Raw genomic sequence first — 21,979 nt, 5'->3', positions numbered from 1 at the left:
GGCGCGACGGCATCCGTGGCGCGATGGCTATCACCCCTTGGTGATCCATCGCATTCGGCTTAGCGTCAGGTGTAACGATCGAAGGAGACACCTGATGAGCGACCCCACAGACGACGAATCAGCCACCGGGCTGGGAGCCGGGACCGGCTCTGCGTCGGGCAGCGACCCGGACTTTTCGGTCGACCGCGACAACGCCGCGGGCGGACGTAAGGATGCCGAAGCGGCAGCTCGGGCCGACGAGGAGGACGCTGAGGAAGACGCCGACGCCCGCCAGGAAGCCGAAGAGGAATCGGCCTACCGCGCCGATCTCGACGAAAACCTGCGCGACGGACTCGACCCCGCGACGCAGAACGAAATCGCGGCCGGCGGGCTTACCGAGGGCCTGTAGCACGCCATCCACGGAGAGAAGGCATCGAGTCGCCCACTTCTGCTGTCACAGACGGATCAGGACAGCAGAAGTGGGCGAATGGGCGACTCCGCGACTCCGCGGCCGGGCGACTTTGCGGCTGGGCGATTCGGCGGCTGGGTGGTTCCTAAGCGACTGCGCTGGATGACGCCCAGAGGTTGATGCCCTGGTCGGTGGCGTGTTTGTCGATCTCGGCCAACTCGGCATCCGTGAACGAAAGGTTCTGCAGCGCCGCCACGTTCGTTTCCAGCTGGGCAACGGATGATGCGCCGATCAGCGCCGTCGTCACCTCCCGGTTCCGCAAGACCCAGGCCAGCGCCAGCTGGGCGAGGGACTGGCCACGCGATTCGGCGATGCCGGTGAGTGCCCTGATCGCGGCCAGAGTGTCATCGTTCACCATGTCCTTGCGGGCCGAACCCTCGCGCGCCACCCGCGAGTCATCGGGGATCCCACGAAGGTAGCGGTCGGTGAGCAGCCCCTGCGCCAACGGGGAAAAGGCGATGCACCCGACGCCGAGGTCGTCCAGGGTGTCCAGCAGCCCGTCCTCGACCCAACGGTTGAACATCGAATACGACGGCTGGTGGATCAGCAACGGCGTGCCGAGGTCCGCCAGGATCTCAGCCGCCCGGCGGGTTCGCTCAGGCGAGTAGGACGAGATGCCGGCGTAGAGCGCACGCCCACTGGTCACGGCCGTGTGCAGGGCGCCCATTGTCTCTTCGAGCGGGGTGTCGGGATCGGCGCGGTGGGAGTAGAAGATGTCGACGTAGTCCAGTCCCATCCGTTCCAGCGACTGGTCGAGGCTTGAGAGCAGGTACTTGCGCGATCCGAAGTTTCCGTACGGCCCGGGCCACATGTCGTACCCGGCCTTGGTCGAGATGACGAGTTCGTCGCGGTGCCGAGCGAAGTCCTTGAGCATGTGCTCGCCGAAGTTCGACTCGGCGCTCCCGTATGGCGGGCCGTAGTTGTTCGCCAGGTCAAAGTGCGTGATGCCCAGGTCGAACGCGCGGCGAAGGATGTCCCGCTGGGTTTCGAACGGCTTGTCGTGGCCGAAGTTCTGCCACAAGCCCAGGGAGATAGCCGGCAGCTTGAGGCCGCTCTTTCCGGTGCGGCGGTAGGGCATGGAGTCATATCGGAGCTCTGCGGGAATGTACGTCACGCATCAATACTGGCAGCGATCAATCGGTCGTGGGCTCCCCCTTGTGGCAGGTGCAAGACCGGCCTTCACTGGAAGTACCGATGGAAAGGATTCACCATGAGTACACCGGACTACCCAGAACGCCACGACAGCGTGAGCGACCAGCCCACCGAACGGGTTGACTACCGGGAGCCCGCTGCGGTGCCGGCATCGTCCATGCCGGAACCTGCACCGGCAGCCGTTCCCGCCGACTCACAGCCCTCGCTGCGTGAAGATGTTCTCGCCCGCGAGCAGGAACGCTTCGGCGGGGTGAAGGTCGGCTCGGCATTCTTCGGCTGGCTGACGGCAACCGGCACCGCGGTGCTCCTCACTGCCCTGGTGGCCGCGGCCGGCGCGGCCGTCGGACTCGGCGTCACCGGCAGCGCCGAGGAGGCCGGACAGGCCGCCAATGAGAACGCCACCACGGTCGGCCTCGTGGGCGCGATCGCGCTCATCGTCATTGCCCTCATCGCCTACTACTCCGGCGGCTATGTCGCCGGCCGGATGGCCCGCTTCAACGGCGCCAAGCAGGGCATCGCCGTGTGGCTCTGGGCGGTCGTGATCGCCATCGTCGTCGCCGTGATCGGCGCCATCGCCGGGGCGCAATTCAACATCCTCGCCGACGTCAACGCGTTCCCGAGGCTTCCGATCAATGAGGGAGACCTCACCACGGCCGGTGTGGTCACAGCGATTCTTGTCGCACTCGCCAGCCTCGGCGGCGCCATCCTCGGCGGACTCGCCGGAATGCGGTTCCACCGCCGCGTCGACCGCGTCGGCCTCGGCCGGTAACCGCATCCTCCCGGGAAACCGCATCCACTACGACAAGGAGTCGAATTGATCAACGACAGCAACATCGGCGGCATGTCCGGCGCACCCGTGAACGGCCCTGACGACCGCAAGATCGGCACAGTTGGCCAAGTGTTCGTCGACCCGGAAACCGGGATGCCCAACTGGATCACCGTTCACACCGGCCTGTTCGGCCGCCGTGAATCGTTCGTTCCGCTCGACGGTGCGACCTGGGACAACGAGGTCATCCGCGTCGCGATCGACAAGGACATCATCAAGGACGCTCCCCGGATCGACGCCGGCGAACCACTCACCCCGGAGAACGAAGCAGCCCTGTACCGCTACTACACCGCGCAGGCAACGGACGCCGCCGGTAACGGCGGTGATAACGGTAACGACGGTGTAATGCCCGTGGCCGCGCATGGAAGCCACGAGGAATCGCCGGCTCCCGGCCGCAGCCGACTCCAGCAGTACCAGCGACCGAACGCCGACACCGCGCTCGCCGAATCACGGCCGGACACCGGACAGGGCGGGATGGTCGACGCGGAGAGCGAGCAGAGCGCAGAGGCAGTCGGCCAACCGGGCGTGGCCGCAGACGACCCGCATGCCTACACGATCGAGGACGCCGGAACTGATGCCAACGGAACACCCGACGCCTCGACGGACGCGTCAACACACGTCGCTACCAACCCCTCCACCGACGCATCAGCCGGCACGGGAGCCCGTGCCGTTCCTGGCGCAACCGAAACCGGGCAGCAGCGCGGACGGCATGTGCGAGACGACTGAGTCGTACATGGCGGAATAGCAGCGCGGAGTGGCTTCGAGGATTCGCTGCTCCACCCGGTTTACCGGAAGCAGCGGACGCGTTACCATTCCGGTATTCAGATCGCTCGCCACCGAACGACCGCGATGATTCGAACCAGCCGCCCTGCGTGACGGTTGCTGCGTTGGGAATCCGCTGATGACGTCCACCGTGCCACCTCGTTCAGACCGGGTCGAGAGCAAAGGGCTCAAAGACGGCGCCCTCGGGCTGATCTCAAGCGTCGTGGTCGGCGTGTCCTCGACGGCCCCGGCCTACAGCCTCGCCGCCAGCCTGGGATTCATCGTCGCCAGTGGCGGCGCACTCCTCTCGGGCGTTCATGCCCCCGGGATTGTGCTGCTCGCCTTCATCCCGATGTACTTCATCGCGGTGGCCTACCAGGAGCTCAATCGGGCCGAACCCGACTGCGGCACCACCTTCACCTGGGCGACCCGGGCATTCGGTCCCGTCACCGGCTGGATGGGCGGGTGGGGAATCATCGTCGCCGACGTCATCGTGATGGCCAACCTCGCTGCGGTCGCCGGCTCGTACTCGTTCACATTCATCGGCGGATTCGGCCTCCCCGCCGTCGCCGACCTCGCCGACAGCGTGCTCTGGTCCACGGTGGCGGGGCTCGCGTGGATCGCGATCATGACCTACATCTGTTACCGCGGCATCGAATTGTCCGCACGCATCCAGATGGTGTTGCTCAGCATCGAGGTGATCGTGCTGATCCTGTTCGCGGCGTTCGCGCTGGTACGGGTCTACACCGGCACCGGTGAGAGCTACTCGATCGTTCCCGCGCTCGACTGGTTCAACCCGTTCGGGCTGGATTTCGGCAGCATCATCGCTCCGGCCCTGCTCACCGCGATTTTCATCTACTGGGGCTGGGACACCGCCGTCTCGGTGAACGAGGAAACCAGCGACCCGGGCAAGACCCCCGGACGCGCTGCCGTCATCAGCACCATCCTGCTGCTGGTCACCTACGCACTGGTCACCGTCGCGGCCGTCGCCTTCGCCGGGGTCGATACCAAGGGAATCGGGCTCGGCAACGAGGCGAACGCCAACGACGTGTTCACAGCCATCGGCCCGGCACTCTTCGGCGACAGCGTGATCGGCCACATCTGTATCTTGTTCCTGGCGGCGTCGATCCTCACGTCGGCATCCGCTTCGACCCAGACCACCATCCTGCCCACCGCCCGCACCACGCTGTCGATGGCTGTTTTCAAGGCGATTCCCGAGCAATTCGCGCGCATCCACCCGCGTTTTCTCACACCGACCTGGTCGACGATCGGCATGGGACTGGCCTCGATGGCGTTCTACCTCATCTTCACCCTGATCAGTTCGAACCTGCTCAACGCGCTGATCGGGTCGATCGGCCTGATGATCGCGTTCTACTACGGGCTCACCGGCTTCACCTGCGTCTGGTACTACCGCAAGACGCTCACCTCGTCGTTCCGCAACCTCGTCATGCGCGGCATCTTCCCGCTGGCCGGCGGGCTGATGCTCTTGGCGGTATTCATCTACGGCACCATCCAGTTCGCTGCCCCCGACTGGCTGACCGACGACAACGGCAACAACGTGACCATCTTCGGCATCGGCGCCGAGGCGGTGGTCGGAATCGGCGGGCTGCTGCTCGGGGTGGTGCTGATGCTGATCTGGTGGGCGCGGCGGCCGGACTACTTCCTCGGCCGGACCCTGCCGAGGGCCTCCGACCAGACAACGGATGCGCCGGCGCCGGCCAGCCAGACCCCGGCGGCCTAGGAACACCAGAGCACCAGATTCTGCACCCTCGTTCATGAGAGCATTTATGAATGTCCTCAGACGCGTTCCCGCTCGTGGACATGGGCGACATCATCCGCCTGGTCGGCAAGGCATCGTTCGACCGGGCCCAGGCGTATGCCCGGAACGGCGCGGTCACCGCCCTCGAATGGGACGCCGGCGAAGGCGTGCTCCGTGCCACCGTGCAGGGCAGCGAACCTCGCCCGTACCACTGCGAAATCGAGCTGCACGCCACTCGGAATGGGTACAGCAAGCCGGTGGACAGCACGTGCACCTGCCCCATGGACTGGGATTGCAAGCACGTCGCCGCCACCCTCCTGAGCAGCAATGCCGCCCACCTGAAGCAGGCCGCCGGGGTCGGCGGCGGGCGGCCCCCCACCGAGACCGCACGCGCCCCCGAGTGGAAGCGAGTGGTCGGCGTTGTGACCGAGCCGCCGCCCACGGCCGCGAGCCGCAGGATTCCCGGCTTCGCCAACCCGGCCACCTTCGCCCCGGCACTTCTCAAGCCCCCCGTGACCATGAGCCTGCAGTTCGAGGTTCGTGAGGAAGCCCCGCGCACCGAGGAACGCTGGCGCGGTCCGCAGATCCGTGCGGCCGGAGCGGCCGATGGGGCGTCCGGCCAGATACGGCTCGGGGTGCGGCCGGTGACGCTGGGGGCCTCCGGCAAGTGGGTGCGCGCCGGACTCACCTGGAACAACCTCATATACGGCGTCAACCGGATGAACCTCAACCCGGCCCAGCACCGCTGGTTCTGCCAGCTCGCCGCACTCCACCGGGCCACCCCGCAGGCGTACGCCGGGCAGGACCCCGACTGGTGCTACCTCGACGAATTCAACAGTCCGCTGCTGTGGCCGCTGTTCGCCGAGGCGGTGCGCCTCGGCATCGGCTTCGTCGGCAGCAAGAAGGACACCACCGTCGTCATCGGCCACCGCGCGGACGTGAGCCTCGACGCCTCCACACAACCCGGCGCCGGCCTTCGGCTCACGACGACGCTCATCATCGACGGGACCGCGCACCCCTCCGACCGGGCCGGCGCGATCGCCGACCACGGGGTCTACAGCTACGACCTGGCAACTCCGTCCACCATCACCCTGGCCCCCACCGCTGACACGCTCAGCGCCGAGCAGCACCGCCTCCTCGGCCAGCCGCCGCTGGTGACCGTCCCTGCCCCCGACGTGCCGGAGTTCTTCGCCGATTTCTACCCGGCACTCCGCAAGACGATCCCGGTCACCAGCACGGATGCCTCGGTCGAATTCCCCGAGATCGCGCCACCCGAGCTCGTGCTCACTGCCACGTTCCTGCCGAAGCACACCGTGCGGCTGGACTGGGAATGGGAGTACCACGACACCCCGGTCCCGAGCCGCAAGCCGTTGCGTGCCACCATTGCCGACCAGCACGGCCGCGACGAGACCGTCGAGCAGGAGGCCCTGGCCCGGGTGACCGCCCTGCTCCGCCCCGAGCTGCTGCAGCCGACGTTGACCGTGCAGGGAGTGACGGCAGCCGAGTTCACCGAGAAAGACCTGCCGCGGATCGAGGCGCTCGACGGCGTGCGGGTCGACGTCGTCGGAGACAAGCCGGACTACCGGGAACTGACCGCGCCGCCCACGCTCACTGTCACCACGGTTGAAACCGACCAGCGGGATTGGTTCGACCTCGGCGTCATCGTCACCATCGACGGCAAACAGGTGCCATTCGGGCCGCTGTTCAAGGCGTTGGCCACCGGGCAGACGAAACTGCTGCTGATCGACCACTCCTACCTGTCGCTCCAGCACCCCGCGTTCGAGCAGCTGCGCGAGCTGATCGACGAGGCCCAATCGCTCGCGGAGTGGGAGACCGGGCTTCGCATCAGCCGCTACCAGGCCGGCCTCTGGGCCGAGTTCGAAGATCTCGCCGACTCGACCGAGCAGGCGGAGGGTTGGCGTGCAGCGGTCAGCGGATTGAATGAACTGGCCGCACTCGACACCCTCGCCACTCCCACTCCCCTGCCCACTGGTTTGCGGGCGACTCTCCGCCCGTACCAGCGCGACGGCTTCAACTGGCTCACATTCCTGTGGCGGCATGAACTCGGGGGCATTCTCGCCGACGACATGGGGCTGGGCAAGACGCTGCAGACCCTTGCCCTGATCCTGCACGCCAGGGAGCAGGGAGATGACAGGCGCCCCTTCCTGGTGGTCGCCCCCACCTCCGTCGTCTCGAACTGGCTCACCGAGGCCGCGCGTTTCGCCCCGGGATTGACCGTCGTCGGCATCGCCGCCACCGCGGCGAAGAGCGGCACCCCGCTGACGGATGCGGCGCTCGGCGCCGACGTGGTGGTCACGTCGTACGCGTTGTTCCGCCTCGATTTCGACTCCTACCAGGCGCACGGATGGGCCGGCCTGATCCTCGACGAAGCGCAGTTCGTGAAGAACCGCGCGGCACGCGTGCACATCAGCGCCCGCGATCTGAATGCCCCGTTCAAGCTGGCCATCACGGGTACTCCGATGGAAAACAACCTCCTCGAGCTTCACTCGCTGTTCTCCATCGTCGCCCCCGGCCTGTTCCCGTCGGCCCGCAAATTCACCGAGGTCTACCAGCGCCCGATCGAAGGCGCCGATAAGGGAGTGCGCAACAACGGCGAAGCGTCGCGGGCGACCACCCCGAACAGCGCCGAGTTGCTCGCCAAGCTGCGCCGACGCATCCGCCCGCTGATGATGCGGCGCAGCAAAGAACTTGTCGCCGGCGACCTCCCGGCCAAGCAGGAACAGTTGCTGCAGATCGACCTCGAGCCACGGCACCGGAAGCTGTATGACACGTTCCTGCAGCGCGAGCGGCAGAAACTGCTCGGGCTGATCGACGATATGGACAAGAACCGGTTCATCGTCTTCCGTTCACTGACCCTTCTGCGGATGCTGAGCCTCGACGCCTCCCTCGTCGACGAGAAGTACGCACACGTGCCCTCGAGCAAGCTCGATGCGCTGCTCGAGCAGTTGGACGACGTGGTTGCCGAGGGTCACCGCGCACTCATCTTCAGCCAGTTCACGTCGTTCCTGAAAAAAGCGGCGGAGCGACTCGACGCGCAAGGCATCGCCTACTGTTACCTGGACGGCTCGACTCTCCACCGGTCTGATGTCATCGACCGGTTCAAGAGCGGCACCGCGCCGGTCTTCCTGATCAGCCTGAAAGCCGGCGGGTTCGGCCTGAACCTCACCGAGGCGGACTACGTCTTCCTGCTCGACCCGTGGTGGAACCCCGCGACCGAGGCGCAGGCCGTCGACCGCACCCACCGCATCGGCCAGACCCGGAACGTCATGGTGTACCGGATGATTGCCACCGGAACCATCGAGGAGAAGGTCATGGCGCTCAAGGACAAGAAGGCGAAACTGTTCCGCTCGGTGATGGACGATGACGCCATGTTCAGTTCGGCGTTGACCGCGGACGACATCCGCGGCCTGCTCGAGGACTGATGGCGGGAATACCTGAGTAAACCTCGACAAACCCGTGTCCCCCGTACTAGGGTGCCGTCGCGACATGTTTTCCGTCGCACCGGGCGACACGTCGACCGGTCGCCATGGTGGCTCGACCCGACGGGTTTCATCGATCAGGCGACCCCGACCGATCGGCACGCCGCCCGGCCATCTCGGTAGCAAAGGAGCACGTGGTGAAAAAACGGATCTTCGTCGCGGTCGCCTGTTCGGCCGCGCTCGTCACGCTGGCCGTGGCGTCCCCGGCGTCGGCAGCACCGTCCATTTCGATCGGCAAGGTCTCGACCATCGCGAACAACCTCGTGGGACCGCTGAGCCTCGCGATTGACGCAACCAGCAACGTCTACGTCTCGCAGAATTTCGCCGGCACACTCGAACGGATCACTCCGGGCGGTAAGCGCACGACGGTTGCCTCCGCACCGGGAATGGAGATCGGTGCGGTGTCGTCGCTCGGCGGCGTGGTCTACTTCTCCCAGGGCGACCAGCCGACAGCGGTGTTCTCGTTGATGAAGCTGACTCCGGGCGGTACCCCGACGCAGCTGGCCGACCTCGGACTGTATGAGGCGACCAACAATCCGGACCAGGTGAACCACTACGGTTTCACCGACCTGACCCCCGAGTGCATGGCGGAGTTCCCGCCGCCTCCGTCGGGCCCTCCCGGACCCGACACGCCTCCGCAGGGGTTCTACACCGGTGTCGTTGACACCCATGTGTATGCGTCGGCCGCGACCAGCAACGCGGTGTACGTCGCGGACGCCGGCGGTAACGACATTCTCCGCGTCGGCATGGACGGCACCGTCTCCACGGTTGCGGTACTGCCGCCCACCGCGCCGGTGACCGTCTCCGCCGAAATGGCGGCGGGTCTCGGCTGGCCCGCGTGCGCGGCCGGGCACGGCTACGCGTTCGAGGCCGTTCCGACTGACGTTGAGATCGGCCCCGGCGGATGGCTGTACGTGACTTCCCTTCCGGGAGGCCCCGAAGACGCCAGCCTGGGCGCACGCGGCAGCATCGTGAAGATCAACCCGGCAACCGGTGAGATCATCACTGTCGCCACCGGGCTCGTCGGAGCCACCGGACTGGCGGTCGACAACATCACGGGCACCATCGCCGTGAATGAGATGTTCGGCGGCCCGAAGGGCACCGGCCAGGTGTCCGTGATCCTGCCGAACACCAGCGTGGCTGCGTCGTCGATCCCGGTGACCTCACCTGCCGCGATCGAATTGCGCAACGGGAAGGTCTACGTGACCCACAACGCCGCCATCTTCGGTCCGACCGGTCCGGAACCCGGAAAGCTGTCGGTCGTGACACTCTCCCTGAGCGGGTCGAGCCGACTGCTCAACTCTGTCGGGTAGGCACCGCTTTCGATAGATTGAACTGGAAGCGTGGGTGATCCCCACCCGGAACCCGGCGGTCCACCGTGCAGGCCGCCGGGTTCGTCCTTGTCTCCGGGCGTCCGGCACGGGGCGCGCGACGTCCCAGCTGTCGGTCAGGCCAGCTCGTAAGCGGGTTCGATCTCGCTCCAGCCTTGGTCGGTGACGGTGATGCGCAGCTTCGCGGGGATCTGTTCCTTCATCGCGTCGACGTGGCTGATCAGGCCGATGGTGCGCCCGCCGGCGCGCAAGCTGTCCAGCGTGCCCATCGCGATCTCCAGCGTGTCGCTGTCGAGCGACCCGAAGCCCTCATCGATGAAGAGGGTGTCGAGGGTGATTCCGCCCGCCTGGTTGGTCACCACCTCCGCCAGCCCGAGGGCAAGGGCCAGCGACGCGAGGAACGTCTCCCCGCCGGAGAGCGAGTGCGTGGGCCGCGCGCGACCGGTGTGCTGGTCGAGAATGGAGAGCCCCAGGCCCGAGCGGGTGTTGCGGTACTGCACCGAATCGTCGTGTTCGAGGAGGTAGCGCCCGCTCGTCATCATTCGCAGTCGGGTGTTGGCCGCCGCGACGATCTCCTCGAGCTGCGCGGCGAGCACGTAGGTTTCCAGGCGCATCCGCTTGGTGTTGGGCTCGTTGCCCTGCACGACGCCGGCCAGTTGGCGCAGGTGCGCGTATGCCTCGTGCAGCCCCGCGGATTCCGTGAGTTGTGCGCGCGCTGACCGCACCACTGCCGTGAGCTGGGTATGGCGTTCCGCGAGGGAACCCTGCGCCGCCAGCGCCTGGTCACGCCGGTCCCGGGCGTCACCCAGCGCATCCTGGCTTTCGGCAAGGTCGATGGGCGTGGCGGGGAGACCGGTAAGTTCGGGCTCGGCGAGCGTGAACCTGGCGGTGCCCACTGCCTGCTCGTGGGCGCGGATCCTGGCTTCGAGCGCGGTCACATCGCCGGCTTCCAGGCGGGCGGCCCGCACTGCCACCTCGTCGTCGAAGTCGAACTCTCGCAGTTGGGCGGCGAGGCCGACCACGGCTGCGGCCAGGGTCTTCGCCTGGGCGCGGCTTTCGGTGATGGCGTCCGCGAGTGCGTTCGCGGCGTCAAGATGCTGCAGAAGGTGACGCACGTGGTCGGAGACGGTGTCATGGCCGGCGAGGTGATTCGCAATTCGCTGCTCGATGGCCGAGCGGGCGGACTGCCGGGCGGCGTGTTCGGCGGCGGCGGCATCGCGGTCGGCGCGCAATTTCTCCAGGCCGGTCTGGGCTGTGGAGAGTTCGCCGCGCAGGCGCGCCTGCTCATCCGCGAGCGTGGTGACCTCACGCCCGGCCGCGCGGGCGTCCTCCAACGTCGCCTTCGCGGCATCGAGCTCGTCGTCCAGCTGCCGGAACGTCTTCTCGCCTGCCAGGGTGCGCGCTTCGGCGAGTTGGGTGCCGAGAGTCCGCGCCTCGCTATGGGCGGAATCCATCGTCGCCTTGCACGCGTCGGCCGCCACACGTGCCCGCTCGATGTCGTCACCGGTGACGGGGTTGCCGCTCGGTCTCGCGGGCGCCGGGTGGTCGGGGGACCCGCACACCGCACACGGTTCGCCCTCGAGCAGGCCCGCGGCCAGTTCGCCCGCATGACCGGCCAGCCGCCGCTGCATCAGCTCATGGATCCGGGCCGCGGCCGCCGCGTAGTCGCCGCTGGCACGAGTCTCGGCGCGCAGGGCGGCATCGTGGCGTGGCGCGAGGGCTTCGGCTTGCTTCGCCGCGGTACGGGCATCCGTCAACCGCTTCACCACATCGGAAATGTCGGCCTCGCCGCCGGCTCGCGCCTGCGCGTGCGCCAGGCGCACACCGACGTCTTCAATGCGGCCCGGGAGCGCCTGGATTCGTTCGGCGGCGTCGGTGACGGCGGCATCGCACTCGTCGAACGACGACTGGAGGGCCCTGATCTCGACTGCCAGCGCCGGCAGCTGCAGTTCATCGGCGAGCACCGATTCGAGGCCGCCGAGGGTCTTGGTCGTGCGGTCGATGCTGGACTTGAGGGCAGCACCGGTGATCGCGGCGACGTTCGCCGGTTCGAACGGGCGGTAGGCCTCGCGTGCGGCCACCTCGACAGATGCCGCCTCGTCCCGGTCGGCCTGCGCCTCCTGCCGCGCGAGCACGTGCGGCCACACGGCCGCGGCACGCAATGCGGTGGCGAGTGTCACCCGGTCGGCGTCGACATCGGGCTGCTCCGTCTCCAGCTCCCGGAGTCGGGCGGCAGCGCCGTCCCGACGCTGTTGAAGCTTCCGCCGGTCGGCGAGGGACTGGTGAACGATCTCCGCCGCGGTGACGGCGGCATCGGCGAGCCCCGCCGATTCCGATGCGGCATCCAACTCGTGCCGCAGCCCGGCGAGCGCAGCGGTGAACCAGGCGAGATCGGGCGCCTCGGGCTCGTGTTCCTGGCCGGGCAGCAGGCTGGCCGCGTGCACCGCATGCTGGGCCAGCTTCTGGCGAGCGAACCCCAGCTCGGCCTCCACGGACTTCCGGCGTTCGATCAGGGCCTCTTCCATCTGTTCGAATCGCCGGGTACCGAACAGGCTGCGCAACACGGCCTGACGGTCGTCGTTGCGGGCGAGCAGGAACTCCTGGAATCGGTTCTGGGCGAGGAGGATCACCTGGAGGAACTGGTCCTTCGACAGTCCGAGGATCTGGTCGAGTTCGTTGCCGACGTCGACGGGCCGCGCCGCAACGCCCTCCCAGTCGCCGTCCACCCGGCGGTACAGTTCCGCCGTCGGCTTCTGCAGGGTGGTGCCGTCTCCGCGGGCTTTGGGTCGTGCGTATTCCGGGGTGCGCCGCACCCGGTAGTCGGTCCCGTTGACCGCGAATTCGAGTTCGACGAAGGTGGGGTCGTCGACGTCGCAATAGTCGCTGCGAAGCTTCTGCTGGGTGGTTTCGAAGCGCGGGATACTGCCGTAGAGGGCATAACAGATGGCGTCGAGGATGCTCGACTTCCCGGCTCCCGTCTTGCCGCTGATCAGGAACAGGCCGTCGTCGCGGAACCCCTCGAAGTCGACCGTCTGCTCGGCCTTGTAGGGGCCGAAACCGCACACGGTGAGGTGCTTGATCCTCACGCTGCGGCTCCCCCGACGATCGCTTCGGAGTCGGACAGTCCTCCGGCGACCCGGGCGGCGGCAGGTTGTGCCGACGGAGCCGCGGCGCCGTCGCCGTCGGTGGCCGCGCCGTCGGTGGATGCAGAGACCTCGGCGATGACTTCGCCGATCAGGTCCAGCTCCCTCTCGTTCGGGCCGACGCCGTTGCGCACATGCTCCAGGAACCCGGCGAAGATCTGCCGATCGGTCTTCTTGTTGACCCGCTCGGCGTAGGAGGCGACGACTGTGGCGGCGGTGACGGCCGGGCGGTGCTCAAGGGTGACGCAGAAGGGGAAGCGCTGCTGAAGGCGGCGCATCGAGTCCATCGGTCGCACCTGGTCGGTAAGGATCGCGGAAACCCAGGCGGTCTCGTGGTCGGCCAGCGCGGCATCCGCCAGTAGTTCGTCGATGCTGCCGCTGATCACGCGGAGCGCGCGCGGCACCGGCAGGTCGACCCATTCGACGGATGCCAGGCCGGACTCACCGAGTTCGACCAGCCAGCCACCGCGCGGCTTTCCCGCTTCGGAGAAGGAGTAGTGCAGCGGGGCACCGGAGTAGCGCACCGGCACCGAGAGTGTGGAGCGCCCGTGGATGTGGCCGAGGGCGACATAATCCGGACCGTCGAACACGCCGAGCGGTACGTAGTCGAGGCCACCGGCGGTGATGTCCCGTTCCCCATCCCTGCCGGCGGCGCTGGCAGCGCCGCCGGCACCGTTCTGTCCGGCACCAACGCCTACCGCGAAGCAGTGCGAGAGCACCACCGAACGGCCGCCACGCACCGAGAGATCGGCACGGATCCGGTCCATCGCGAAGGTGAGCGCCTGCTCGTGGTTGCGCAGCTCGGTCTCGGGGTAGTGATGCCGGATCAGCGCCGGCTCCAGGTAGGGGATGCCGTAGAACTGCACCGGCCCGTGCTCGTCTGAGAGCGTGATCGGCTTGTCGTGTTGCTCGTGCCGGGTGAGGATATGGATGCCGGCCAGTCCGGCGAAGTCGGAGAGGTAGCCAAGCCGGGTGGCGGAATCGTGGTTGCCGCTGGTCATCACGACCTTCGCGCCCGCCTCGCGGATCGCAGCCAGCGCATCCGTCAACACCGTGTACGCCTCCGCCGCGGGAGTGGACGAATCAAACACGTCACCGGCGACCGCCACCACGTCGACCTGGCGTTCGCGCACGATGTCGACCAGCGCACCGAGCACGGTCCGCAGGTGCTCGAGCGTCGAGTGACCGTGGAAGGTGCGCCCGATGTGCCAGTCCGAGGTGTGCAGGATTTTCATGTCTTCAACGCTAGCCGCGACCACCGACACTCCCGTTTGCGCGCCCCGCGATTTGCGAACCTCGAATCAGAGATACCCCCCGTTCGGGGTAGGCTGGGCGATTCTGTCCGCACCCGGGCACGTTTCCGTCGCAAGCAAATGATCTCCACGAGAGAAGAGCAAATGCCCAGAGACACCAGCACTCGTTCCAATTCCACCCGCACTACGCCGAATCTCGGCCGTGCCCGCAAGCCGCTCCTCCGCCGTCGCCTCACCGTGTCCGACGTCAACGTCGTCGACCAGCCGACCCTCAAGAAGGCCGTCGGGGGCACCATCGTCGGCAATACGATGGAATGGTACGACGTCGGGGTCTTCGGTTATCTCATCACCACAATGGGTCCGGTGTTCCTCCCCGAGGCCGACACGACGGTGCAGACCCTGTTCCTCCTCGGCACCTTCGCCGCCACCTTCCTCGCCCGCCCGCTGGGCGGCGTGTTCTTCGGCTGGCTCGGCGACCGCGTCGGGCGCCAGAAGGTGCTCTCCGCCACCCTGATCCTGATGGCCGCATCCACACTCGCCGTCGGGCTCCTGCCCGGATATGCCGCCATCGGCATGTGGGCGTCTGTGCTCCTGGTGCTGACCAAGCTGGTGCAGGGCTTCTCCACCGGCGGCGAGTACGCAGGGGCGACCACGTTCGTCAGTGAGCACGCGCCCGACAAGCGTCGCGGCTTCTTCGCCAGCCTCCTCGACATGGGGAGTTATCTCGGTTTCGCGATCGGCGCATCCGTCGTGTCGATCCTGCAGGTCACCCTCGGTCAGGGCGCCATGGAGGAGTGGGGCTGGCGCGTGCCGTTCCTCATCGCCGGGCCGCTCGGCCTGATCGCCATCTATTTCCGGATGAAGGTGGAGGAGTCGCCCGCGTTCCAGGCCACCCTCGACGCCCAGACCCTCGCCACAGCGGATGCCGCAGCCGGCGACGGCGGGTCGGTCACCGCGGTTTCTCCCGCCGGCCCCCTGGCCATCGTCAAGGCGCACTGGCGCCAGATCGTGCTGGCCATGGTGCTGGTGGCGGCGGCGAACACCGTCGGCTACGCCCTCACCTCGTATATGCCCACCTACCTCACCGAGACCAAGGGTTACGACGAGCTGCACGGCACGCTGCTGACGATTCCGATTCTCGTGGCGATGTCGCTGTGCATCCCGCTGGCCGGGCGCCTCTCCGACCGGATCGGACGCCGCCCCGTGCTGTGGATCGGCGCCGGCAGCACGATTCTGTTCGCGATTCCCGCGTTCCTGCTGATCGGAGAGGGATCGATCTGGGCCACCCTGCTCGGCCTCGCCCTGATCGCGTTCCCGGTCACCTTCTACGTGGCGAACCTGGCGTCGGCGCTTCCGGCGTTGTTCCCCACCGCCAGCCGTTACGGAGCGATGGGTATCGCCTACAACTTCGCCGTGGCGATCTTCGGCGGCACGACGCCGTTCATCATCGCCGCGCTGATCGCCGGGACCGGCGACGACATGGCGCCGGCGTATTACCTGGTCGGCACCTCGATCATCGGCGGCGCCGCGATCTTCTTCCTCAAGGAGACCGCGCAGCGACCGCTGAACGGGTCGATGCCGAGCGTCGACACGGTGGCCGAAGCCCGTGAGCTGGTTGCCGGGCAGGACGAGAACCCGCTGCTCGACACCGACGAGATGCCGTTCGACGCGAGCTACGAACCAGCCACGTCGGCGCTCGACCTTCCCGTGCTGGTCGGCACCGACGGCCGCGACCGCTAGCCGGCTCGGCGTCGCGCGGCAGTTGCGCCGCTATGCGGTTGGCGTGCCTGCCGCGTAGCGGCGCACCTGCCGCCCATCGGGATGCGTACCCACATCAGGGCGGTGCCGCGCATCGGGCAGCCTCGCCCATCGGACGGGTGGCGACTGTAGCCCCGGTATCCCTCCCCACCCGTGAGAGGTCGGGAGAACAGAGTCTCGCCCGGGGCCGCCCAGCCGGTGCAGGCATCTGTTTCTTTATTTGTCTTCTTTTCCCTTGACAAACACAGACAACCAAACGTAATCTCATTCAAACCAACTCGCACATGCGGGACTCACAGCCGAGACGATGGAGACAGGATGTTCGCCGAGGAACGCCAGGCGTTGATCGCCAATCTGGTTTCCAGCCGCAAACGAGTGACGGTGGCCGATCTCGCCGCCCGCTTCGAGATCACGCCAGAGACCGTGCGCCGCGACCTCGACTCGCTCGAAATCGGCCGCATGCTGCGCCGCGTGCATGGCGGCGCGGTCGCCCTCGACCGGCTCAGCATGTCGGAGCCGAGCCTTGCGGAACGCCGCACCACCCGGCAGGCCGAGAAGTCACGCATTGCGGCGGCGGCAGCGAAGATGATCCCCGCGAGCCCGACGGGGTCGGTGCTGCTTGACTCGGGGTCGACCACGGGCCTCTTGGCCGACCACCTTGCTCGCTGGAGTCCCGCCAGCCCCGGCGACCAGCTCCTGGTGATCACCAACGCGCTCCCGATCGCCTCGATCCTCGCGATGAACGCCGAACTGCAGTTGCACATTCTCGGCGGCCGGGTGCGCGGCCTCACCGGGGCCGTCGTGGGGGCGAGTACCATCAGCCAGCTCGACGACCTCCGCCCCGATATCGCCTTCATCGGCACCAACGGGGTGGACGCCGAATTCGGGCTCAGCACACCGGATGCCGTCGAAGCTGCCGTCAAGACCGCTCTCGTCCGGTCAGCCCGCCGGGTCGTCGCCCTGGCGGATTCCTCGAAACTCGGCGAGGAGACCCTCGTGCGCTTCGCCCACCTCGCCGACATCGACACCCTCATCACGGACGCGGCGCCCTCCCCCGTCCTCGCCGCCGCCCTCGAGGCGGCCGACGTCGAGGTCGTGATCGCGTGATCGTCACCCTCACCCCCAACCCGAGCCTCGACCGCACGGTCGAACTGGCCGAGCCGCTCACCCGCGGCGCCGTCCAGCGTGCCGTTGCCGCCCATCAGGAACCCGGCGGCAAGGGCGTGAATATCTGCCTCGCCCTCACCGCCTCCGGTGTGCCGAGCCTCGCGATCCTCCCGGGCGACGACAGCGACCCGGTGCTGGTCGCGCTGCGGGCTCAGGGCATCCCGCACCTCGCCCTGCCGATCGGCGCGACCCTCCGCAGTAACATCGCGATCACCGAACCCGACGGCGCGACCACCAAGCTCAACGAGCCCGGCCCGGAACTCAGCCAGGAGCAGCAGGGCGCCCTGATCGAGCTCACCGTGCGAGAGGCCGACGGTGCCGACTGGCTGGTGCTCGCCGGTTCCCTCCCGCCCGGCGTGCCCGCCACGTTTTACGGCGATATCACCCGCGAACTCCGGCGCCGGTTCGGCGACCGGGCACCCCGGGTGGCCATCGACTCGTCCGGCGCGCCGCTGGCCGCCGCCATCCCGGCCGGGCCCGACCTGATCAAGCCCAACGCCGAGGAGCTCGCCGAGCTCACCGGCTTCCCCGACGCCGCCGCCCTCGAAGCGGATCCGGCGCTCGCCGCCACGGTGGCGCGCACCCTCGTCGACGCCGGCGTCGGCGCCGTCCTTGCCACCCTCGGCTCCCACGGCGCCGCGCTGGTCACCGCCGACGGATGCTGGCTGGCCGTCGGACCCCCCATCGTAGCCCGCAGCACCGTGGGCGCTGGTGACTCGGCACTGGCCGGTTACCTTCTGAAAACCCTTACCGGTGCATCCGCCCCTGAAAGCCTCCGGCAGGCCGCCGCCCACGGCGCGGCCGCCGCCTCCCTGCCCGGGTCCACCGTCCCGGCGCTCCACCAGACTCACCCCGATGCCATCATCGTGACGGCATTGACCCTCTCATCCATAGGAGGATGACATGAGCACGTTGATCACCCCGCAGCTCGTCGCGCTGGACGCGGACCTCGGCGCCACCCCGGCCGGCGTCATCCGGCACCTCGCCGAACTCGTGGTCGCCGCCGGCCGCGCCACCGAAGTCGACGGCCTGTACACGGATGCGATCACTCGCGAGAACAAGACGTCCACCGGAATCCCCGGCGGACTGGCGATACCGCATTGCCGTTCGGCCGCCGTGAACGAGCCCACCCTCGCTTTTGCCAGGCTGGCACCGCCCGTGGACTTCGGCGAACCCGACGCCCCCGCCGACCTGGTGTTCTTCATCGCTGCGCCGGAGGGTGCAGACCAGTCGCACCTGAAACTGCTCTCCAAGCTGGCGCGTTCCCTGATGAAGCCCGAGTTCACCGCGTCGCTGCGGGCAGCTCAGTCCGACCAGGAAATCGTGGCCATCGTCACAGCCGTCGTCTCGCCGGTCGCGGTGCCCGCCGATTCGGCCGGGGAGCCGGCGCTGTCGCCGGCGGCTCCGTCCGGAGGAACCGGCACCGGGACATCCGCTTCGACGATGACCGCAACCCGGCGACTGGTCGCCGTGACCGCCTGCCCCACCGGGATCGCGCACACCTACATGGCCGCCGATGCGCTCGTGGCGGCCGCGAAGCATGCCGGAGTCGACCTCCAGGTTGAAACGCAGGGGTCCGCCGGCGCGACGCCGCTCGACCCGGCCATCATCGCGGCAGCGGATGCCGTCATCTTCGCGGTAGACGTCGACGTGCGGGGCCGGGAACGGTTCGCCGGGAAACCCGTGATCAACGCGCCCGTCAAACGGGGAATCGACGAGCCGGCGAAGATGATCGAGGAGGCCATTGCCGCAGCCGACAACCCGAACGCCCGGCGGGTGAGCGGCAGCTTCGACCCCGCAGCCGAAGGGGCGAGCGAGTCCAGCGATCACATCGGCCAGAAGCTCAAGCGTGCACTGCTCACCGGTGTCAGCTACATGATCCCCTTCGTCGCCGGCGGCGGACTCCTGATCGCGCTCGGCTTCCTGCTCGGTGGATATGAGATCACCAAGGTCGCCGACACCGTGGTGCTGCAGAACAGCCTGTTCGACCTGCCGGATGGCGGCCTGGGCATCTACCTTGGCGCCGTGCTGTTCAAGATCGGCGCCCTGTCGCTCGGGTTCCTGGTGCCGGCCCTGGCCGGGTACATCGCCTACGGCATCGCTGACCGGCCCGGCATCGCCCCCGGTTTCGTGGCCGGCGCGGTTGCCGGCTTCATGGGCGCCGGGTTCCTCGGCGGAATCGTCGGCGGGCTTCTGGCCGGCTTCACCGCGGCCAGCTTCGAGAAGCTCACCGTTCCGCGCTGGCTGCGGAGCCTGATGCCCGTGGTGATCATCCCGCTGGTGGCCTCGATCGTGGCATCCGGACTCATGTTCCTCGTACTGGGCGGGCCGATCGCGTGGCTGACGACGGCGCTGAACACCTGGCTGACCGGCATGACCGGCGCGTCGGCGATCGTCCTCGGCATCATCCTCGGCCTGATGATGGCGTTCGATCTCGGCGGCCCCGTGAACAAGGTCGCCTACTCGTTCGCTGTCGCGGGCCTCGGGGCGGCGTCGATCACCAACCAGGCGCCGTGGGAGATCATGGCCGCCGTGATGGCGGCCGGGATGGTGCCGCCGCTGGCCATGGCGCTGGCGACCACGCTCGACCGCCGGCTGTTCAGCCTGGCCGAGCGGGAGAACGGCAAGGCGGCGTGGCTGCTCGGGGCATCCTTCATCTCCGAGGGTGCGATCCCCTTCGCTGCGGCGGATCCTCTGCGGGTCATCCCGGCCAGCATGCTCGGCGCCGCCACCACCGGTGCGCTCTCGATGGCGTGGCATGTCACGTCCAAGGCGCCGCACGGCGGGATCTTCGTGTTCTTCGCGATCGACAACGTGCTGCTGTTCGTCCTCGCGATCATCATCGGCGTCATCGTGTCGGCCCTGTCCGTCATCGCACTCAAGCGCTACGCCGTGCGGCGGACGGAATCCGAATCCGAATCCGAGTCCGCATTGGTGACCGCGTGACGGGGCAGCTCACCGTCGTCGCTGACCCATCGACCAGGCACGCCGGCATCCGATGCCCGGCCCATATCCGATAGCCGTTTCCGCCCGAGTACAAGGAACCATCATGACTGAACGAACCGCAACCATCGCCAGCCGAGTCGGCTTGCACGCACGCCCCGCTGGAATCTTCGTCGCTGCTGCCCGGAAGGCGGGAGTGAAAGTCACCATCGGCCTCGAGGGTGAGCCGGCCGACGACGCCATGGATGCCACCAGCATCCTGTCGCTGATCAGCCTGGGTGCCGCAAACGGCGACACCGTCGTGCTCCGGGCGGAGGGTGAGGGCGCCGACGACGCGCTCGCATCCCTCGTCGCGTTGCTCGAGACCGACCTGGACGCCGAGTAACCCCGCCAGCACCCCCACCGGCACCGGGCACCGCAGCAGCCAGCACCGCAGCAGCAAGTACCCAGCCCCGCGGCGTTTGCCGCGCATGGTGACGCCGCGGTCCCGCGCCGTGAGGGGTCACAGGGTGCGGGCTGGTGCGCGCGGATGCGGCACCAGCCCGGGCCGACGCTCGACCTATGCGAGGTCTTCGGACGGCCGGAACCACGGCGGGTAGACCGCCACCTTGGGACGGAAGCCGGATGCCGACAGGATCTCCTTGACCGCGTCGCGCACCTTGTCGTTTGCGACACCGATCAGTGTGACCAACTCGAACGGGAATGATTCCTCAACGAGGAACTCGGCGGCCAGGATGGCGTCTGAGTCCTTGTCTGCCCGCAGGGCGCGCAGCATCCGTTCGCGCGCTTCGGTCGTCGTACCGAACCGGGTCAGCGGCCCGGCCGCGTCGCCGTCGGCCACAGCGGCCCCCGCGGCCTCGCCGGCCTTGCCGACCGTGCTCACCAGAACGACGAAATCGAACGAGACCCAGTCGTCGGCGGTGGGCGCCAGACGAGGATCGGCCTCGTGCGAACGGATGCTCTCCCACAGCAGCGAGTCCGGCGACAGGAAGAAGGGCACGAATTCGGCGGCGGTGCGCTCACGTTCCGCGCTCGTCACGACGACGCTGCGCCGGGCCTCGCGGTAGCCCTCGGACGCGATGTCGAGAACCGGGGCGTCCCTGGCCTCGCTCGCATCCGGGAGCAGGGCGCCCGACGCCAGGATGCCGGGGAGGTTGCTGATGTGGGTGACGTGGTAGATGCGCTGCTCAGCGACATTGCCGCCGGAGCTCGTGGCGGATCGGACCGCCTTGACCGCGGGCGCCGTGGCGACGGGTGCGCTGCGCAGCGCGGTGGGAGTCGCCGCCTCGCGGGCGCGGCTGGCGCGGGGCTTGGTCACCCTGCTTGCGGTGCTCGGCTCGGGAGCAGCCTTCGGGAAACAGCTGGCGCAGAGCCCGTTGGCCAGGCCGTGAATGCATTCGTCGCTCAACGCGAAACCTTTCGTGTGCTGGCTTCGCGCCTCTGGAACGGACGCGCGAAGTCCATCTATCAACGTTACGTTGATTTCACGCGCTCAGGTGACACAAGTTGAATGCCGACCCTATTCGTCGGGCTTGCACCGCATGATGGGCGTATCACCGCGCCAGTGAGCCAGTTTTCGAATGTCCGGGTCACCTCGACCGCGCCTCTCCGTGGCCAACTCCGGAGATCCGCCGTCATCCGGCAGCACCCCGCGCTGGTGAGCGATGCGGCATTCGCCGGCGTGAGGACCTCCTGAATCCGCCACCGGCCTGTTCTGAGACCGAACTTTGCCACTGAATCGGCGCTCTCAGCCGGCCGCCGAGCATAACTCCTGCAATTCCGTGACGGTCGCCAGACACTTCGGCGTCGTTCCGCCGATGCGCGGCCCCGGCCGATTCGATCTGCAGGGGTTACGCGCGGCGCGCGCGCGGGAGGGGGCGGCGGGGGCGTGCGGAGGCGGGCGGGGGCGCGGCGGGGGGGGGCGCGCCGCGAGGGGC

At 68.0% G+C, this 21,979-nt stretch carries 15 protein-coding genes; 11 read left to right on the top strand and 4 right to left on the bottom strand.

The genetic code is table 11. The features are described from left to right. Positions 1-94 precede the first annotated feature (94 nt). On the top strand, positions 95-388 hold the full coding sequence (locus tag AB4Y94_RS08325) for a hypothetical protein (protein WP_441727230.1): 294 nt from the start codon (positions 95-97) through the stop codon (positions 386-388). Between the two features lie 145 nt (positions 389-533). Here the strand turns inward: AB4Y94_RS08325 and mgrA are convergent, their stop codons facing one another. Further along, positions 534-1,562 carry an L-glyceraldehyde 3-phosphate reductase gene (gene mgrA / locus AB4Y94_RS08320; protein WP_441727228.1) on the bottom strand — a complete coding sequence of 343 codons (1,029 nt, stop codon included), beginning with the start codon at positions 1,560-1,562 and terminating at the stop codon, positions 534-536. 96 nt (positions 1,563-1,658) lie between these two features. Here mgrA and AB4Y94_RS08315 point away from each other — a divergent pair, with 96 nt between their 5' ends. The 5 genes from AB4Y94_RS08315 (at position 1,659) to AB4Y94_RS08295 (ending at position 9,760) form a co-directional block, all read left to right on the top strand. Next, the gene (locus AB4Y94_RS08315; protein ID WP_441727226.1) at positions 1,659-2,369 is read left to right on the top strand and encodes a hypothetical protein; all 711 of its coding nucleotides are present in this window, start codon (positions 1,659-1,661) and stop codon (positions 2,367-2,369) included. A gap of 45 nt (positions 2,370-2,414) precedes the next feature. Continuing rightward, a complete protein-coding gene (locus tag AB4Y94_RS08310) occupies positions 2,415-3,152 on the top strand; it encodes a PRC-barrel domain-containing protein (RefSeq protein WP_441727224.1) in 738 nt (245 codons plus the stop codon). A gap of 175 nt (positions 3,153-3,327) precedes the next feature. Continuing rightward, positions 3,328-4,929 (top strand): APC family permease, encoded by a 1,602-nt coding sequence (locus AB4Y94_RS08305; RefSeq protein WP_441727222.1) that lies wholly within the window; start codon positions 3,328-3,330, stop codon positions 4,927-4,929. 50 nt (positions 4,930-4,979) lie between these two features. Then, positions 4,980-8,390, top strand: a complete 3,411-nt coding sequence (locus AB4Y94_RS08300) for a DEAD/DEAH box helicase (RefSeq protein ID WP_441727220.1) — start codon at positions 4,980-4,982, stop codon at positions 8,388-8,390. Positions 8,391-8,584: 194 nt separating this feature from the next. After that, positions 8,585-9,760 carry a ScyD/ScyE family protein gene (locus tag AB4Y94_RS08295; RefSeq protein ID WP_441727219.1) on the top strand — a complete coding sequence of 392 codons (1,176 nt, stop codon included), beginning with the start codon at positions 8,585-8,587 and terminating at the stop codon, positions 9,758-9,760. Between the two features lie 134 nt (positions 9,761-9,894). Here AB4Y94_RS08295 and AB4Y94_RS08290 read toward each other — a convergent pair whose 3' ends face one another. Both AB4Y94_RS08290 and AB4Y94_RS08285 read right to left on the bottom strand, forming a co-directional pair. Continuing rightward, complete coding sequence (locus AB4Y94_RS08290) at positions 9,895-12,864, bottom strand: AAA family ATPase (RefSeq protein ID WP_441727217.1); 2,970 nt, start codon at positions 12,862-12,864, stop codon at positions 9,895-9,897. Continuing rightward, positions 12,861-14,156, bottom strand: a complete 1,296-nt coding sequence (locus tag AB4Y94_RS08285) for an exonuclease SbcCD subunit D (protein ID WP_441727215.1) — start codon at positions 14,154-14,156, stop codon at positions 12,861-12,863. The genes AB4Y94_RS08290 and AB4Y94_RS08285 overlap by 4 nt, the downstream gene beginning before the upstream one ends. Positions 14,157-14,318: 162 nt before the next feature. Between AB4Y94_RS08285 and AB4Y94_RS08280 the strand changes: the two genes are divergently transcribed. The 5 genes from AB4Y94_RS08280 to AB4Y94_RS08260 all read left to right on the top strand — a co-directional run bounded on the left by AB4Y94_RS08280 (position 14,319) and on the right by AB4Y94_RS08260 (position 20,427). Next, positions 14,319-15,914, top strand: coding sequence for an MFS transporter (locus AB4Y94_RS08280; protein WP_441727213.1), 1,596 nt, complete (start codon positions 14,319-14,321; stop codon positions 15,912-15,914). A gap of 336 nt (positions 15,915-16,250) precedes the next feature. Further along, a complete protein-coding gene (locus AB4Y94_RS08275) occupies positions 16,251-17,039 on the top strand; it encodes a DeoR/GlpR family DNA-binding transcription regulator (RefSeq protein WP_441727212.1) in 789 nt (262 codons plus the stop codon). Beyond that, a complete protein-coding gene (locus AB4Y94_RS08270) occupies positions 17,036-18,001 on the top strand; it encodes a 1-phosphofructokinase family hexose kinase (protein WP_441727210.1) in 966 nt (321 codons plus the stop codon). Before AB4Y94_RS08275 ends, AB4Y94_RS08270 begins: the two co-directional genes overlap by 4 nt. Position 18,002: 1 nt before the next feature. Continuing rightward, entirely contained in the window at positions 18,003-20,045 is a 2,043-nt protein-coding gene (locus AB4Y94_RS08265) for a PTS fructose transporter subunit IIABC (protein ID WP_441727208.1), read from the top strand. 103 nt (positions 20,046-20,148) lie between these two features. Then, entirely contained in the window at positions 20,149-20,427 is a 279-nt protein-coding gene (locus AB4Y94_RS08260; protein WP_441727206.1) for an HPr family phosphocarrier protein, read from the top strand. 174 nt (positions 20,428-20,601) lie between these two features. Here AB4Y94_RS08260 and AB4Y94_RS08255 read toward each other — a convergent pair whose 3' ends face one another. Beyond that, positions 20,602-21,450, bottom strand: coding sequence for a DarT ssDNA thymidine ADP-ribosyltransferase family protein (locus tag AB4Y94_RS08255; RefSeq protein WP_441727204.1), 849 nt, complete (start codon positions 21,448-21,450; stop codon positions 20,602-20,604). Positions 21,451-21,979: the final 529 nt, after the last annotated feature.

This window comes from Glaciibacter sp. 2TAF33 (assembly GCF_052114945.1).
Taxonomy (GTDB): domain Bacteria; phylum Actinomycetota; class Actinomycetes; order Actinomycetales; family Microbacteriaceae; genus Cryobacterium.
The sequence above is the reverse complement of the archived record's forward strand: the minus strand, read 5'-3'. Positions and strand labels throughout refer to the sequence as shown.

Coding starts and splice junctions, on each gene's coding strand:
- AB4Y94_RS08325 (WP_441727230.1), top strand. CDS start 95: ATGAGCGACCCCACAGACGACGAATCAGCCACCGGGCTGGGAGCCGGG.
- AB4Y94_RS08315 (WP_441727226.1), top strand. CDS start 1,659: ATGAGTACACCGGACTACCCAGAACGCCACGACAGCGTGAGCGACCAG.
- AB4Y94_RS08305 (WP_441727222.1), top strand. CDS start 3,328: ATGACGTCCACCGTGCCACCTCGTTCAGACCGGGTCGAGAGCAAAGGG.
- AB4Y94_RS08300 (WP_441727220.1), top strand. CDS start 4,980: ATGTCCTCAGACGCGTTCCCGCTCGTGGACATGGGCGACATCATCCGC.
- AB4Y94_RS08285 (WP_441727215.1), bottom strand. CDS start 14,156: ATGAAAATCCTGCACACCTCGGACTGGCACATCGGGCGCACCTTCCAC.
- AB4Y94_RS08280 (WP_441727213.1), top strand. CDS start 14,319: ATGCCCAGAGACACCAGCACTCGTTCCAATTCCACCCGCACTACGCCG.
- AB4Y94_RS08275 (WP_441727212.1), top strand. CDS start 16,251: ATGTTCGCCGAGGAACGCCAGGCGTTGATCGCCAATCTGGTTTCCAGC.
- AB4Y94_RS08265 (WP_441727208.1), top strand. CDS start 18,003: ATGAGCACGTTGATCACCCCGCAGCTCGTCGCGCTGGACGCGGACCTC.
- AB4Y94_RS08260 (WP_441727206.1), top strand. CDS start 20,149: ATGACTGAACGAACCGCAACCATCGCCAGCCGAGTCGGCTTGCACGCA.